This window comes from Salipaludibacillus neizhouensis, from assembly GCF_002886185.1.
Classification (GTDB): Bacteria; Bacillota; Bacilli; order Bacillales; family Salisediminibacteriaceae; genus Salipaludibacillus; species Salipaludibacillus neizhouensis.
This window is the reverse complement of record NZ_KZ614146.1, coordinates 2,605,710-2,621,399: the sequence shown is the minus strand read 5'-3', so window position 1 is coordinate 2,621,399 and position 15,690 is coordinate 2,605,710. Positions and strand designations below refer to the sequence as shown.

The window sequence follows — 15,690 nt, the reverse complement described above, 5'->3', positions numbered from 1 at the left end:
TTTATGAATACTCACGTATCAGAAAAAGCTAAAAAAGATACACGTATAGTAGTAGGAATGTCTGGTGGGGTAGATTCCTCTGTTACCGCGCATTTGTTAAAGGAAGAAGGATATCAGGTCATCGGTATTTTCATGAAAAACTGGGATGATACGGATGAAAATGGTATTTGTACGGCAACAGAAGATTATGATGATGTCATTCGGGTGTGTAATCAGCTAGACATTCCGTATTACGCGGTTAATTTTGAAAAAGAATATTGGGACAAAGTATTTACGTACTTTTTAGAAGAATACAAAGCCGGACGTACTCCGAATCCGGATGTCATGTGTAATAAAGAAATTAAATTTAAAGCTTTCTTAGATCATGCTATGTCGTTAGGTGCTGACTATGTGGCTACTGGTCATTATGCTCAAGTGAAACGGACAGATGAAGGAAAAGTGGAACTTTTGCGCGGGCAAGACCGCAACAAAGATCAAACTTATTTTCTTAACGCGTTAAGTCAGGATCAACTCCAACATGTGATGTTCCCGATTGGGGAGATCGAGAAACCAAGAGTCCGCGAAATCGCTCATGAAGCAGAATTGGCAACAGCTTCAAAGAAAGACAGTACCGGAATTTGCTTCATCGGTGAACGAAATTTCAAGGAGTTTTTAAGTCAGTATTTACCTGCTCAACCTGGTGATATGAAGACAGTGGACGGCGATGTGAAAGGGCAACATGATGGACTGATGTACTATACACTTGGGCAACGTCAAGGGCTAGGTATTGGTGGTGCTGGAGAGCCTTGGTTTGTTGTCGGTAAAGATTTGGAAACTAATACTTTATTGGTGGGACAAGGCTATCACCATGATGCTCTGTATTCAAACGGATTAATTGCGGATGGTTTAAATTGGGTCAGTGGAGAAGTTCCTGAAGAAAACATTAGATGCACTGCTAAATTTCGATATCGCCAAGAAGATCATGGTGTGGAATTAATACCATTGAATAATGGTCGTGTAAAGGTGTTATTTGATGAGCCGGAACGAGCGGTCACACCTGGTCAATCTGTTGTGTTTTATCAGGGGGAAGTATGTCTCGGTGGTGGAACAATTGACGAAATATTGAAGGACTGATGATTTTATAAAATCAGTCCTTTTCTTTGTCCGAGGATAAGAACTATTTTAGAAAAAAGACGCTACGCGTTTTTCTGAGAAGGAGCGATTAATATGGATAAAAATGAATTAGCGGTAAAAGAAATGCAAGAAGGAAATATTGAAGAAGCAGCGAAACTATTAAATGAAGCAATTGAGGAAAATCCTAAAGACGCTATCGCCTACGCGAATTTCGGTAATCTATTATCGGCCGTTGGTGAAGATGATAAAGCAATTGTTTTTTATGATAAGGCAGTGGAAATGGATGAAGATTTAGCGACAGCATACTATGGAAAAGGGAATGTATTTTATACACAAAAAAAATTCACAGAAGCGATTGATGTTTATCAAGAGGCAATTGTTAAAGGTCTTCAACAAGGAGACGTTTACTATATGCTCGGAATGAGTTTTTATTTACTGGAAGACTACCGGAGAGCGTTACCTAGTCTCAGCAGAGCAGTGGAACTTAACGAAGAAGACGTGGATGCACGTTTCCATTATGGTATGTGCTTGGCACAGGCGGAAGAGGTCGATCAAGCAATGATTCAGTTTAATCGGGCGATTGAGATAGATGATCAGTATTCAGATGCCTATTTTAATTTAGGAGTCGCCTATGCAATGAAAAACGATGCTGAAAAAGCATTAGAGCTGTTTGATAAGACGCTTGAAATACAACCGGACCATGAATTAAGTGCCAATGCAAAGATCCAAATGGAAGAACTACTCCGTCAGGGAGAATAAACAAGGTGGTGGAAAGCATGGAACAGTCAAATGAAGAAAAAGAAGATTATATAAAAGGGGAGCTTCTTCATTTGGTTTTTCATAGCGTAGATTCTCTATATACAGTTGCTAAAATAAGAGTGAATGAGTCTTCACAAAAGTTGAATGATAAAGAAGTGACTGTTGTAGGGATGATGACAGAGCCTGAAAAAGAGCTTACTTATTTATTTAAAGGGCACTTTTCTGATCACCCCAAATTCGGAAAACAATATAAATTCGAGCAATTTCAAAAAGTGATTCCGGAAACGGAACAAGGGATTATTTTGTATTTATCCAGTGACCGATTTCCCGGAATCGGTAAAAAAACAGCCGAATCGATTATCGGCTCGTTAGGCGTCCATGCGATATCTCGTATTCTAGAGGATCGTACTGTTTTAGAGAAGGTGACAAAGCTTAAAAAAGAAAAAGCTGATTATGTCTATAAAACTCTGTTAGAGGACCAGGGAATTGAACAAGTTCTCTTAAAACTCTATGATTACGGGTTTGGATTACAGCTTGCGATGAAGGTTTACCGTGAATATCAAATAGAGGCTTTAACCGTGATTCAATCCAATCCTTATCGAATGGTGGAAGACGTTGATGGAATTGGATTTGCTAAAGCCGATCTTATTGGCAGAAAGCAGGGTCTCACTGGAAATCATCCGGATCGATTAAAAGCAGCAATATTATTTGTCTTACAGGATTACTCCTTAAGTGACGGACACGTATTTGCTTTACAGAAAATGATTGTGGAAGAAGCAAAAAAATTACTCGAAAAAGATACATATGAAGACATCAAAGCATTGGATGTTGCCGATCAAGTTATTGCTCTTGGTGAAGAAGGTAAAATAATTATCGAACAAGAAAATATGTATCTACCATCTTTATTTTTTGCTGAACAAGGCATTGCAAAAAATCTGGGACGATTGCTTTTAAACAAAAAAGAAATGGACGAATATCCAGAGTCGGAATTTTTAAAAGCCTTGGGAGCAGTGGAAGAAGAGCTTGGTTTAAGTTATGCACCATCACAAAAAGAAGGCATACAACAGGCGCTTCACTCACCAATGATGATACTTACCGGCGGACCGGGGACCGGAAAAACAACGGTTATTAAAGGGTTGATAGAAGTTTTTGGACGCTTGAAGGGGATATCCATCGATCCTGGAGAATACAGTGGATCCAAAAAATATCCAATTTTAATGGCAGCTCCAACGGGAAGAGCTGCAAAAAGGATGACCGAATCAACCGGCCTCCCTGCCTCGACGATTCATCGCATGCTTGGTTATAAAGGAGCGGATGATGATTATTTCGAAAAAGGAGAAGACGATCAACTAGAAGGAGAAATTCTTATTTTAGATGAGGTCTCTATGGTGGATACGTGGCTAGCAAATCAACTGTTAAAAGCCATTCCAAATTCTATGCAGGTCATTTTTATGGGGGATGAAGATCAACTTCCTTCCGTTGGTCCAGGACAAGTGCTCGCTGATTTATTAGAATCTAACGTGATTCCGGCTGTTCGTTTGACGGATATTTATCGTCAATCTGAAGATTCACAAATAATCGAGTTTTCGCACCAAATAAAAGATGGCGAACTTCCAGCTGCTATTGATCAAAAAAGTAAAGACTTACGTTTTTTTCCTTGTGATCAACAAAAAGTCCCGGAAGCAGTGATGCAAATATGTAAAAGTGCTATGAAAAAAGGGTATGCCGCAAGAGATATCCAAGTGCTAGCTCCAATGTACCGGGGAGTTGCTGGAGTAGAAAATTTAAATAACATGCTGCAAACCTTATTCAATCCTAAAACGGATCAACGCAGAGAAGTGCCATTTGGAGATATCGTTTACAGGGTAGGCGACATGGTATTACAGCTTGTTAACAATCCAGAAGACAATGTTTACAACGGAGACAGAGGTGAAATTGTTTCGATTTTCACTGAAAAAGAAAATACGGAGAAACAATTACAAATCATCATTACATTTGACGGACAAGAAGTGGTTTATACCAAGCCTGACTTAACCCAAATTACTCATGCTTATTGTTGTTCCATTCATAAATCTCAAGGAAGCGAATTTCCTATCGTTATTATGCCTGTAGTTAAAGGATATTATCGAATGTTACGAAAAAAACTGATTTATACAGGTGTGACAAGGGCAAAGGAATTTTTGTTGTTATGTGGAGATTGGGAGGCATTGAAGCTGGCAGTAGAAACAAATCGGGATCTGGAACGTAACACTACCTTGAAGGAAAAATTAGCCCAAATAAGATTGGAAACAGAATACAGGAATGAATAATCGGGTGCTGCCAAAGACTAAGAATGTTCAAAGGAGTGATGTCCTTGAGAACATTTAATAAAGTCAAGGGAGCATCCGTTTTTTGCGGAGAAACGAACCGGAAACTTGGCAATATAACTGACCTAATGTATGACCTGACAGCTAACCTTATAACGGGTTATTGGCTGGACAATGGTCAATGGTGGACAAAAAAGCATGCACTAGCACTATCACTGGTAAATGGAGAAACAAAAAAAGGGTTTTATGTTAATACAACCGACTCTCTTTTGCCTGTTACGGAAAAAAATAAACGGTTCTTCCATGGAAATGATCGCTTAATGGGACAGGTGATCAAAAAAGAGGATGGGGACATGGTAGGAATTATCGAAGACGTATATTTTTTACCAAGTACGGGTAAAATTATAGGGTATCAAGTGACGGAAGGCCTTTTTGAGGATTTTAAAGGAATAAAGGTCATACGAACTAATCATTCTACTGTTCATAATGAGAAAGATTGCCTTTCCATCATTGTTCAGTAAGAAGTACCCTAGGAGGGTCGGAAATTGCGATGCCCAAATTGTAAAAGCAAAGATATAGGAAAAATAGGTACGAGTCAATACTACTGTTGGGGTTGCTTTATTGAACTCACGATTACGGATGGTCAGTTACACCTCCACCAGGTGGAAGTTGATGGATCGTTGAGCTCCCTTGATGATTTATTCGCAGAGGAAGAAAGAAATATTGATTTATAAAACGAATCTTTAAAGAGTAAATTGGCATGAAATAACCAAGATGATCGGGTGTTTCATGTTTTTTACCCTAGGTTTCAAGTAGTAAATCAATTTGGTAAGCACGAGGGGAAGAGTCCTGTTAATCAGTAACAAGTAATTAAAGGTAGACGGTTCACTACGTCTACCTTTTCAGTGTTTTCACAAACGGCGTCACGGAGGAGAATATGTTTAAAAAAAGATCGAATGAAGAAATTAAACGTTGGCTCATGATCCTTATATTAATAACTATTACATCATTTTTACTATGTGGATTCATACTGCTACTAAGTATTATATGGCCTTTTCTTCAAAAGCTAATGGTTGTTTTTCTTCCATTTCTTATAGCCGGTTTTATTATCTACTTACTTCATCCTCTTGTGGAAAAATTGGAATCTCTCCATGTTCCCAGGCCGTTATCTATTTTAATTTTATTTTGTTTATTTATCGTAGTAATGAGCGGTATTATTATGAAGGCCATCCCATACGTCATTCAAGAAGGAAAAGAATTACTAGAACAAATCCCTTCTATGGCAAATGGCTATCGAGAGTTACTTTCTGACGTACATCACCAAATCGATTTTCTTCCGGAATCATTTTCTGTACATTTAGATCAATGGATAAAAAGTGGAGAAGAGTGGATAGCGGATTCTATTATTAAAATAGGAACGTTACTCATGGGTCTCTTTGATTGGATTTTACTATTTATAGTGATTCCATTTGTGGTTTTTTACGGATTAAAGGATTTGCCACTATTAAAGAGAGTAAGCTGGTACATTACGCCGATGCGTGCTCGTTCTGAAAGTATAGAATTAGTAAATTCGCTGGATGAAGCTCTTGGTGGTTACATACGTGGGCAGATTATTGTAGGTATATTAGTTGGCTTATTAGCTTGGATAGGTTTTTGGATCATTGATATGCCGTATGGATTGTTGCTAGCGATATTTATTGGATTGACGAATATTATTCCATACTTCGGACCAATTTTAGGAATGGTTCCGGTAGTATTAGTAGGTTTGACTGAGTCGGTACAGCTTGTTTTTTATGGGATAATCCTTATTTTAGTGATTCAAAATATAGAAAGTAATATTTTTTCTCCAGTAATTGTTGGGAAAAGTTTACACATGCATCCATTACTTATTATCTTTGCATTAGTTGCAGGTAATGAAATTGCTGGAATCATCGGTCTTATCTTAGCGGTACCTGTGTTAGCAGTAATTAAAGTATTTATCTTACATTTCCGTCGGATTATTAGAAACAGAAAAGGGAGCTATGATTGACAAATGACCATTCGATTCCTATAATATGCTTATACATATACTTATTTTAAAAATTGATGACGGAGATTGAAATCGAAGCCCATCCAATTGTGGAATCATACCACTAAGAGAGGAATTTCCTTGGCTGAAAGAAATTCTGGATGAAGATTGATGGATGCTACTCCTGAGAGCGAGTGAAACCTCGCCGGTACACGATCGTTATTCGTTGAGGTGACAAGTGAGTGATGAAAATTACTTTCTTTGTAACTAGGGTGGTACCGCGTGAACATATTCTCGTCCCTTTTTTGGGAGGGGATTTTTTTGTGTTTTAATTTCTGTGTTATTTAAAGTGCTATCTAAGCACTTCTAATTATGAGGTCGATAATTTAAGAGGAGGTTATTACTGTGAATAAATTAAGTTCAGCTGAAGTGAGACAAATGTTTCTAGATTTTTTTAAAGAGAAAGGACATGCAATCGAGCCAAGTGCACCTTTGGTTCCTCATGAAGATCCGTCATTATTGTGGATTAACAGTGGGGTAGCAACGTTGAAAAAATATTTTGACGGTCGAGTAATCCCGGAAAACCCTAGGATTGCAAATGCGCAAAAGTCTATTCGTACGAATGATATTGAAAACGTAGGGAAAACAGCACGTCATCACACGTTTTTTGAAATGTTAGGGAATTTTTCTATTGGCGAGTATTTTAAAAAAGAAGCAATTCATTGGGGCTGGGAGTTTTTAACGAGCGATAAATGGATTGGATTTGATCCGGAGAAGTTAGCTGTAACGATCTATCCTGATGATGATGAAGCCTTTAAAATTTGGCACGAGGAAATAGGCTTGCCTGAGGAAAGAATCATTCGTTTAGAAGAAAACTTCTGGGATATAGGAGAGGGACCTTGTGGACCGAATACAGAAATTTTCTATGATCGTGGAGAAGCGTATGGGAATGACCCTAATGATCCTGAAATGTTTCCTGGTGGAGAAAATGAGCGTCATTTAGAAATATGGAATCTTGTATTTTCTCAATTTAACCACAATCCAGATGGTAGCTATACACCTCTTCCTAAGAAAAACATTGATACGGGTATGGGATTAGAACGTATGGTGTCTGTGATTCAAGATGCAAAAACAAACTTTGATACGGATCTATTTTTACCAATCATCGGTCAAACAGAGGAAATTGCAGGGCTGCCTTACGGTGAGTCAACGGAGTTTGATACAGCATTTAAAGTGATTGCGGACCATATTAGAACCGTTTCATTCGCTGTTTCCGACGGAGCACTACCTTCGAATGAAGGCAGAGGATACGTTTTACGCCGTCTTTTAAGAAGAGCGGTTCGTTATGCAAAGCAACTGTCCATTCATGAACCTTTTATGTACAAGTTAGTTCCTACAGTTGGTGAAATTATGGAGGCATTTTATCCGGAAGTCAAAGATAAAGAAGCGTTTATTCAAAAAGTTATTCGAACGGAAGAGGAAAGATTTCATGAAACACTAAATGATGGGCTCTCCATGTTGAACAAACTTATTGATAAAGCAAAGGATGAAGGCAAGAAAACAATTTCAGGGACAGATGGTTTTAAGTTATATGACACGTATGGTTTTCCTGTAGACTTAACAGAAGAATATGTAGAAGAAGCAGGACTTGAATTGGATCGCGCTGGTTTTGAAGAGGAAATGACAAAACAACGTGATAGAGCGAGAGCAGCTAGACAAGACTCGGGCTCGATGCAACTTCAAGATGAAGTACTTGGAAAGATTACGGAAGCCAGTGAGTTCAAGGGATACGATAAACTTGAAACAGACTCGAAGATATTAGCAATTGTAAAAGACAAACAAATGGTTGATATCGTTGACAAAGGGGAAACGGTGCAAATTGTCCTTGATCAAACTCCTTTTTATGCGGAGAGCGGTGGGCAAATTTCGGACCAGGGTACCCTGCAAAACGAAGATGTTCAGTTACTTGTGAAGGATGTACAAAAAGCACCTAACGGCCAAAATCTTCATACAGTATTTGTTTCTTCAGGAACACTCAAAACGGGAATGAGTTTGCAATCTCAAGTTGATGACATAACAAGAAAAGGGATTGTAAAAAATCATACAGCTACTCATTTACTTCATCAAGCATTGAAGGATACTTTGGGGGAGCATGTGAATCAAGCGGGATCACTTGTAAATGACGATCGACTTCGGTTTGATTTTTCTCATTTTGGTCCATTATCTGATGAAGAGATAGAGAAAGTGGAAGAGGAAGTTAATAAAAAGGTATGGGATGCCATTTCTGTGGAAACGATGAACAAATCATTGGCAGAAGCTAAAGAAATGGGTGCAATGGCACTTTTCGGCGAGAAGTATGGTAACGAAGTACGTGTCGTTCAGGTAGGTGATTACAGCTTGGAACTATGTGGAGGCTGTCACGTAAATAACACAGCAGAAATTGGGTTATTTAAAATAACTACCGAGGCAGGAATAGGCGCTGGTGTGCGTCGAATTGAAGCAGTGACCGGTAAAAAGGCTTATGAATTCATGGATAGTCAAGTTGATACGTTGCGAGAAACGGCTGGATTATTAAAGACCACGATCAATGATGTACCTTATCGTATCAGTCAGCTGCAAAAACAATTGAAAGAGAAAGAAAAAGAAAATGAATCCTTGTCTGCTAAATTAGGTCAACTGCAAGCAGGAAGTTTACTTGATGATGTTATTGATGTAGAAGATGTAAAAGTATTAGTGAAGCAAGTAAATGCATCGGATATGAATAATTTGAGAAAACTTGTTGATTCATTGAAGGATAAATTAGAATCAGGTATTATTGTACTTGCTTCAGTTAATGATGATAAAGTAAATATTGTTGCAAGTGTCTCGAAAGATTTAATACAAAAGGGACATCATGCTGGAAATATTGTTAAAGAAGTTGCAGCGAAATGTGGCGGAGGCGGCGGTGGAAGACCGGATATGGCTCAAGCGGGCGGTAAAAACCCTGCCAAAGTAGAAGAAGCTCTAAAATTAGTTCCTGGTTTAGTAAATAGGAATGTCTAATTGAATTATTTTCGTGTACAATAGGAGACAAGTATGAAAGAAATTTTGATGCTATATATTGAATATGGAAAGTGTTAAAAAAGAATGTTATCCCGTTTTACGACAAAAACGGTGTTTAACCTTTTCTTTCAAATATAGAAGAGAGGTGTGTGTCACATGAGTTCAATGGATAATACAATGAAATTTAATTTCAACGACGATTCTATAGATGAAGACGCAAAAGAAGTTTTGTTAAAAGTCTATTCCTCTCTGGAAGACAAAGGCTACAACCCTATTAATCAAATCGTCGGGTATCTGTTGTCAGGGGATCCTGCCTATATCCCTCGTCATAATGATGCAAGAACGCTCATTCGGAAAATAGAACGTGATGAATTAATTGAAGAGCTTGTTCGCTCTTATTTAGCTCAGCATCAAAAGGAGAAATAATGAAAGTAATAGGATTAGATGTGGGAACTAGAACGATTGGTGTCGCTATTAGTGATGCATTCGGATGGACCGCCCAAGGAGTTGAAACAATCAGGCGAAAGGAAGGATATCCTGAGCCGGATATGGAAAGAATAGAAGAGTTAATAAAAGAAAATGAGGTTACAAAAATTGTTGTGGGTTTACCTAAAAACATGAATGGGACAATTGGTCCCAGCGGCGAAATGTGTCAGGTTTTTGCAAAAGACATAGAGGCCCGTACTGGTTTACCAGTTGATTTTTGGGATGAGCGTTTAACAACCGTAGCAGCAGAAAGAATGCTTGTTAGCGCTGATGTAAGTAGAAAGAAACGAAAAAAAGTAATTGATAAAATGGCTGCAGTCATGATCCTTCAAGGATACTTAGATCGCCAGTCTTAAAGAGGAGGTCATACAATGACAGATTTAAACATAAACCATGGTAGTGATGAGGATCGAATTATCATACCTGACGAAAATGGTGATGAGCACTTGTTTCAAGTCCTTTTTACATTTGATGTGGATGCTTCAGGTAATTCTTATATGGTTCTAGCGCCAGAAGGTTCAGATGAAAACGAAAATGATGATGATGAAGTTGAAGTTCATGCTTTCCGGTATGAAGAACCAGAAGGAGAAGAACTTGCTCTATTTCCAATTGAAACAGACGAAGAGTGGGAAATGGTTGAAGAACTCTTGAACACTTTTTCTGAAGAAGAAGATGGAGAGGAAGAAGAAAACTAAGAATTGTTTTAATAAAACTGCCGGCCTCAAACCGGTAGTTTTTTTTCGTATTTAATATGAGTTAGGGACTATACTATTACGAAAATAGCCTTTCTAAAAGTTCTCGTTTGGAAAAATATTCAAAGTTTATTTCATAAAAAAACGACTTTCTTTTTACAGATTGTCGAAATTATTTTAAGATGTAGTATAATGAGAAAGGTGAAAGGGGGATGAAAGATGGCAGATGATCATTCAAAAAAACTAGCTAAACAAGAATTGAAAGAAAAGCATAGAAAGAAAATTGAAGAGAAGAAAAAAGAAGCAAGTATGGTGAGGAAAATAGTACTTATTCTTTTTCTTATAACTATTATTGCAGTGGGTGCTGTAGGTTTTGGATCTTATCGTTATGTAATAGGCGCAATAGGTCCAACTGATGAAAATGATGAAGAAGAAATTGGCGTAACGATTCCGATTGGATCGACACCGGATTCAATTGGTGAAATTCTCGAAGAAAAAGACCTCATATCAAGTTCTACTGTATTTAAGTATTACATTCGATTTCAAAATGAGTCTGGCTTTCAAGCCGGGGACTATCTCTTGAGTAGATCAATGGGTATGGATGAAATCATTGAAGATCTAAAAGATGGTAAAGTCTATGAAGATTATGCAACTTCATTTACAATTCCAGAAGGATGGTGGATAGAAGATATCTTTGCAAAAGTTGCCGAAGAAACAAATGTTAAGGTAGAAGAGTTGGAGGAACTTGCGCAAGATGAACAGTACTTAGGTGAACTTATCGAACGATATGATATTCTTACAGAAGATATTCTTTCGGAAGATATTCGAGAACCACTTGAAGGATACTTGTTTCCAGCTCGGTACGACTTTGTAGATGAAGAGGTGACAGCGACTCAAGTGATAGAATCAATGTTAGATCGAATGACTGGAGTTATGGAGGAGCAAGGTATTATTGCTTTAGAAAACGTTTCTTTCCATGAACTTCTTACAAAAGCATCTATTATCGAAGGTGAAGCTAGTACAGATGAGGAACGTTATACTATTTCCGGGGTTATTGCTAACCGTCTGAATGTTGACATGCCTTTACAGATGGACCCAACTGTAGCCTACGCTCATGGAGAGCATTTGGAACGAACTTTAAATGAAGACTTGGAAATTGAATCACCTTATAATACGTATAACCGAAATGGTCTTCCGATTGGTCCTATAAATAATCCAGGCACGAATTCGATTATTGCAGCAATGGAGCCTGAAATTCACCAGTATCTTTATTTCTATCATTCTCCTGATGGGGAAGTATATTTCACAGAAAACTATAGTGATCATACAGAGATTGTAAATGAATACCAGTAAGGGATTTTTTATATTAAAATTAGTGAATGAATGATCCCAGTATTGTGAGTTAATGGAAGAGGATGTTTAGTCGCATTCTCTTTCTTTTTATGGTAAAATATATCGGTCAAAAAGAATATAAAGATAATGTTTGTAAAAAGCACCTAAAGGAGGCGCTTTTTTTATGGAAATAGGCGCTAAGACAAAGACATACATTAAAAGCATTGTTCCGGATAAATCAACGTTTATTAAAGATATCGAGGCATATGCTTCGCTTCATAACGTTCCAATCATGGAAACGGATGGAATGGATACACTTTTACAATTTTTGAGGATTCAGCAACCAAAACGAATACTGGAAATAGGTACTGCAATAGGATATTCAGCTATCAGAATGATGGAAGCAGTTCCGAATTGTCATGTTGTTTCGATTGAGAGAGACGAAGAGAGAGCAAAGACAGCAATAGAAAACATACACCGGGCAACTATGGAGACGAGGTTTGAACTTATTCAAGGAGATGCCTTGGAGGTGACAGAAGCTGTCCAAGACCTAGCCCCTTTTGACGTTCTATTTATCGATGCTGCAAAAGGACAATATGAACGATTTTTCTCATTATATGAACCGATGGTAAAAGTGAATGGCGTTATTTTTTCAGATAATGTCCTTTTTAAAGGCATGGTGTCAAATGAGAAGCAGGCCGAAACGAGAAGGGTTCGGTCGCTTGTGGGCAAGATCCAAGCTTACAATGAAAATTTAATGAATCATGACAGATTTGTGTCTACGATCCTGCCTGTTGGCGATGGATTAATGGTAAGTAAAAAATTACATAGTTCTTCAGAAACAAGGCAGGTGAAGAAAGATTGAAGAAACCAGAGTTGTTAGTTACACCAGCAAACGTGACAGAAGTAGAAGGATTAGTGGATGCAGGGGCAACTGCTGTTATGGTAGGGGAAGAAGAATATGGCATAAGATTGGCCGGGGAATTTAATCGTGACGATATCGAAAATGCATTAAAGATTGCCCATCAAAAGGGTGCCAAGGTATATGTAGCGATGAATGCCTTATTTCATAATGAATCGCTTCCTAAATTGCCTGATTATATTCAATTTCTTTCAAAAATAGGTGTGGATGCAATTGTGTTTGGAGATCCAGCAGTTCTCATGAGTGTGCGTGAACATGCGCCTGAATTAAAACTGCATTGGAATACGGAAACAACGGCTACGAATTGGTACAGTGCGAATTATTGGGGGAGAAAAGGGTCGACAAGAGCAGTACTTGCACGTGAATTGAATATGGATTCTATTGTGGAAATCAAGGAAAAGGCAGAAGTTGATATTGAAGTTCAAGTTCATGGTATGTCATGTATGTTTCAATCGAAACGGTTACTTTTAGGTAATTATATGACTTTTCAAGGAAAAGATTTGCAGATTTCCGGAAGAGGAAAAAATCAGAATTTGATTCTTCATGACCCTGAAAGAAAAGCAAAGTATCCCATTTGGGAAGATAAAAATGGTACTCATATCATGAGTCCAAAGGATATGTGTATGATAGATGAATTAGAAGAATTGTTCGAAGTGGGTGTAGATTCCTTTAAAATAGAAGGAATTCAAAAAGACTACTCGTATATGAGACAGGTAACGTCTCTCTACCGAGAAGCGATTGATCTTTATTTTTTACACCCAGATAAATATAATGGTCAAAAAGAGAACCTCTTTACCGAATTGAAGAGAATTCAACCTTCCAATAGAGTTTTAGATACAGGCTTCTTTTTCAAAGAAACGGTATATTAACCTGAGATGTTAACAAAGGGGAGAACGCAAATGATGCAAGCCTCAACCCAGGTCTCGACAGACGTGAAGCGAGTGATTACGAAGAAACCTGAACTATTAGCACCGGCTGGAAGTTTGGAAAAACTTAAAATAGCTGTTCATTATGGAGCGGATGCAGTGTTTATCGGTGGAAGAGATTTTGGACTCCGCTCGAATGCAGACAATTTTTCTTCGGAAGAGATGGCAGAAGGTGTTCAGTTCGCTAAAAAATATGGAGCACATATTTATGTAACTACTAATATTTTTGCCCATAATGAAAATATGGATGGTCTGGAAGAATATTTGATTGACTTAGAAAGAGTGGGGATACATGGTATTATAGTTGCGGACCCTCTTATTATTGAGACTTGTAAAAAAGTTGCTCCTACTTTAGAAGTGCATTTGTCTACTCAGCAATCTCTTTCGAACTGGCAAGCGGTGAAGTTTTGGAAACAAGAAGGGCTAGACAGAGTAGTTCTGGCAAGAGAAGTTGGACTTCAAGAAATGTTAGAAATGAAGAAAAATGTTGATATTGAAATAGAAACGTTTATCCATGGCGCAATGTGTGTCTCGTACTCAGGCAGATGCGTGCTTAGTAACCACATGACAGCACGAGATTCTAATCGTGGGGGTTGCTGTCAATCCTGTCGCTGGGACTACTTCTTGTACGCGGAGAAGCATGATAAAGGGCAAGAACCATTGGAAACTAAACTGTTTAATGAGGACGATGCACCTTTTGCAATGTCACCGAAAGACTTAAACTTGATTGAAGCAATTCCAAAGCTTGTTGATGCTGGGATAAATAGTCTTAAAATTGAAGGCAGAATGAAATCAATCCATTATGTAGCAACAGTAGTGAGTGTTTACCGAAAAGTGATTGATGCTTATTGTGCTGATCCTGACCATTTTGTCATTGACCCCGAATGGATAAAAGAATTGGCTAAATGCGCGAATCGACCAACAGCCCCTGCATTTTTTGAGAACACGCCAGGGCACGTGGAGCAAATGTTTGGTAATCACAGTCAAAAGCCGAATGCCAACTTTGTAGGATTAGTGATTGATTTTGATGAGGATACAAGTGTGGTAACATTGCAACAAAGAAATTATTTTAAACAAGGGGATGTTATTGAATTTTTCGGCCCTGAAATAAATAACTTCACACAAAAAATTGATACAATTTGGGATGAAAAAGGTAACGAAATAAAAGTTGCGAGACACCCGCTTCAAATTGTGAAGTTTAAATTAGACAACAAAGTATATCCTCAGAACATGATGAGAAAGGAAGCCTATCATGAGTAAAAAACCTGTGATAATTGGAGTGGCAGGAGGATCGGGTTCTGGAAAAACAACCGTTGCCAATGAAGTTTATTGTCAATTTCCGGAACAATCCATCCTGATGCTTGAACAGGATGCGTACTACAAGGATCAGAGTCACCTTCCTATGGAAGAACGGCTGAAAACCAATTACGATCATCCGCTTGCGTTTGACAATGATTTAATGTTAAAGCAACTGCAGCAGTTATTAAATCGAGAGTCGGTGGAAAAGCCAGTATACGATTACGCAAATCATACAAGGTCAAATGATATTATTCCAGTGTATTCTAGAGATGTCATTATCTTAGAAGGAATATTAATATTAGAAGATGAACGGTTGAGGGATATGATGGACATAAAACTCTTCGTAGATACAGATTCTGATATGCGTATCATTCGTCGGTTATTGAGGGATATTCAAGAAAGAGGAAGGACGATCGATTCAGTTATAGACCAATATACTTCGGTGGTTCGTCCGATGCATTTGCAATTTATTGAACCTACGAAAAGATATGCTGACATTATCGTTCCTGAAGGCGGACATAATAAAGTCGCAATTGATTTAATGGTCGCTAAAATCAAAACAATTTTAGCGGAAAAGGCTATGATATAATTTTTTTGCTTGGCGAAAGCCAAACTTTTGTTTATACTATTCAGAAGAGCTAAATATTAGGGATGATGAACTACCAGTTTTAATTAAATATGTATACTAGACAGCGCTCTGACTGTTACAATGGAAAATCATTGTAAGTAAGTTGGGCGCTGACGTAATTATTAAGGTACATAGTAAAGGGAGTTATTTTTTAAACAAGGTAGGTTCTGATTAAAA

The 15,690-nt window shown here is 37.9% G+C and carries 15 protein-coding genes; all 15 read left to right on the top strand.

Going from position 1 to position 15,690, the window contains the following annotated elements; all coding sequences use genetic code 11:
- Positions 1-3 precede the first annotated feature (3 nt).
- The 15 genes from mnmA to udk all read left to right on the top strand — a co-directional run bounded on the left by mnmA (position 4) and on the right by udk (position 15,474).
- A complete protein-coding gene (gene mnmA, locus CEF18_RS12455) occupies positions 4-1,113 on the top strand; it encodes a tRNA 2-thiouridine(34) synthase MnmA (protein WP_110936777.1) in 1,110 nt (369 codons plus the stop codon).
- A 93-nt stretch (positions 1,114-1,206) separates the two neighbouring features.
- Positions 1,207-1,872, top strand: a complete 666-nt coding sequence (locus CEF18_RS12450; protein WP_110936776.1) for a tetratricopeptide repeat protein — start codon at positions 1,207-1,209, stop codon at positions 1,870-1,872.
- A 17-nt stretch (positions 1,873-1,889) separates the two neighbouring features.
- Positions 1,890-4,181, top strand: a complete 2,292-nt coding sequence (gene recD2, locus CEF18_RS12445; protein ID WP_110936775.1) for an SF1B family DNA helicase RecD2 — start codon at positions 1,890-1,892, stop codon at positions 4,179-4,181.
- A 44-nt stretch (positions 4,182-4,225) separates the two neighbouring features.
- On the top strand, positions 4,226-4,699 hold the full coding sequence (locus tag CEF18_RS12440; RefSeq protein WP_110936774.1) for a PRC-barrel domain-containing protein: 474 nt from the start codon (positions 4,226-4,228) through the stop codon (positions 4,697-4,699).
- Between the two features lie 24 nt (positions 4,700-4,723).
- Entirely contained in the window at positions 4,724-4,912 is a 189-nt protein-coding gene (locus CEF18_RS12435; protein ID WP_110936773.1) for a hypothetical protein, read from the top strand.
- Between the two features lie 203 nt (positions 4,913-5,115).
- The gene (locus CEF18_RS12430; protein ID WP_110936772.1) at positions 5,116-6,207 is read left to right on the top strand and encodes an AI-2E family transporter; all 1,092 of its coding nucleotides are present in this window, start codon (positions 5,116-5,118) and stop codon (positions 6,205-6,207) included.
- A gap of 384 nt (positions 6,208-6,591) precedes the next feature.
- Positions 6,592-9,228: an alanine--tRNA ligase gene (alaS, locus tag CEF18_RS12425; protein WP_110936771.1), complete on the top strand. Its 2,637-nt coding sequence runs from the start codon at positions 6,592-6,594 to the stop codon at positions 9,226-9,228.
- A 156-nt stretch (positions 9,229-9,384) separates the two neighbouring features.
- On the top strand, positions 9,385-9,654 hold the full coding sequence (locus CEF18_RS12420) for an IreB family regulatory phosphoprotein (protein ID WP_110936770.1): 270 nt from the start codon (positions 9,385-9,387) through the stop codon (positions 9,652-9,654).
- Positions 9,654-10,070 (top strand): Holliday junction resolvase RuvX, encoded by a 417-nt coding sequence (gene ruvX, locus CEF18_RS12415; RefSeq protein ID WP_110936769.1) that lies wholly within the window; start codon positions 9,654-9,656, stop codon positions 10,068-10,070. The genes CEF18_RS12420 and ruvX overlap by 1 nt, the downstream gene beginning before the upstream one ends.
- A 15-nt stretch (positions 10,071-10,085) precedes the next feature.
- The gene (locus CEF18_RS12410; RefSeq protein ID WP_110936768.1) at positions 10,086-10,409 is read left to right on the top strand and encodes a DUF1292 domain-containing protein; all 324 of its coding nucleotides are present in this window, start codon (positions 10,086-10,088) and stop codon (positions 10,407-10,409) included.
- Between the two features lie 216 nt (positions 10,410-10,625).
- A complete protein-coding gene (mltG, locus tag CEF18_RS12405) occupies positions 10,626-11,759 on the top strand; it encodes an endolytic transglycosylase MltG (RefSeq protein WP_110936767.1) in 1,134 nt (377 codons plus the stop codon).
- Between the two features lie 163 nt (positions 11,760-11,922).
- A complete protein-coding gene (locus CEF18_RS12400) occupies positions 11,923-12,603 on the top strand; it encodes an O-methyltransferase (protein WP_110936766.1) in 681 nt (226 codons plus the stop codon).
- Positions 12,600-13,529, top strand: coding sequence for a peptidase U32 family protein (locus tag CEF18_RS12395; RefSeq protein ID WP_110936765.1), 930 nt, complete (start codon positions 12,600-12,602; stop codon positions 13,527-13,529). The genes CEF18_RS12400 and CEF18_RS12395 overlap by 4 nt, the downstream gene beginning before the upstream one ends.
- 30 nt (positions 13,530-13,559) lie before the next feature.
- The gene (locus CEF18_RS12390; RefSeq protein WP_110936764.1) at positions 13,560-14,846 is read left to right on the top strand and encodes a peptidase U32 family protein; all 1,287 of its coding nucleotides are present in this window, start codon (positions 13,560-13,562) and stop codon (positions 14,844-14,846) included.
- The gene (gene udk, locus CEF18_RS12385) at positions 14,839-15,474 is read left to right on the top strand and encodes a uridine kinase (RefSeq protein ID WP_110936763.1); all 636 of its coding nucleotides are present in this window, start codon (positions 14,839-14,841) and stop codon (positions 15,472-15,474) included. The genes CEF18_RS12390 and udk overlap by 8 nt, the downstream gene beginning before the upstream one ends.
- Positions 15,475-15,690: the final 216 nt, after the last annotated feature.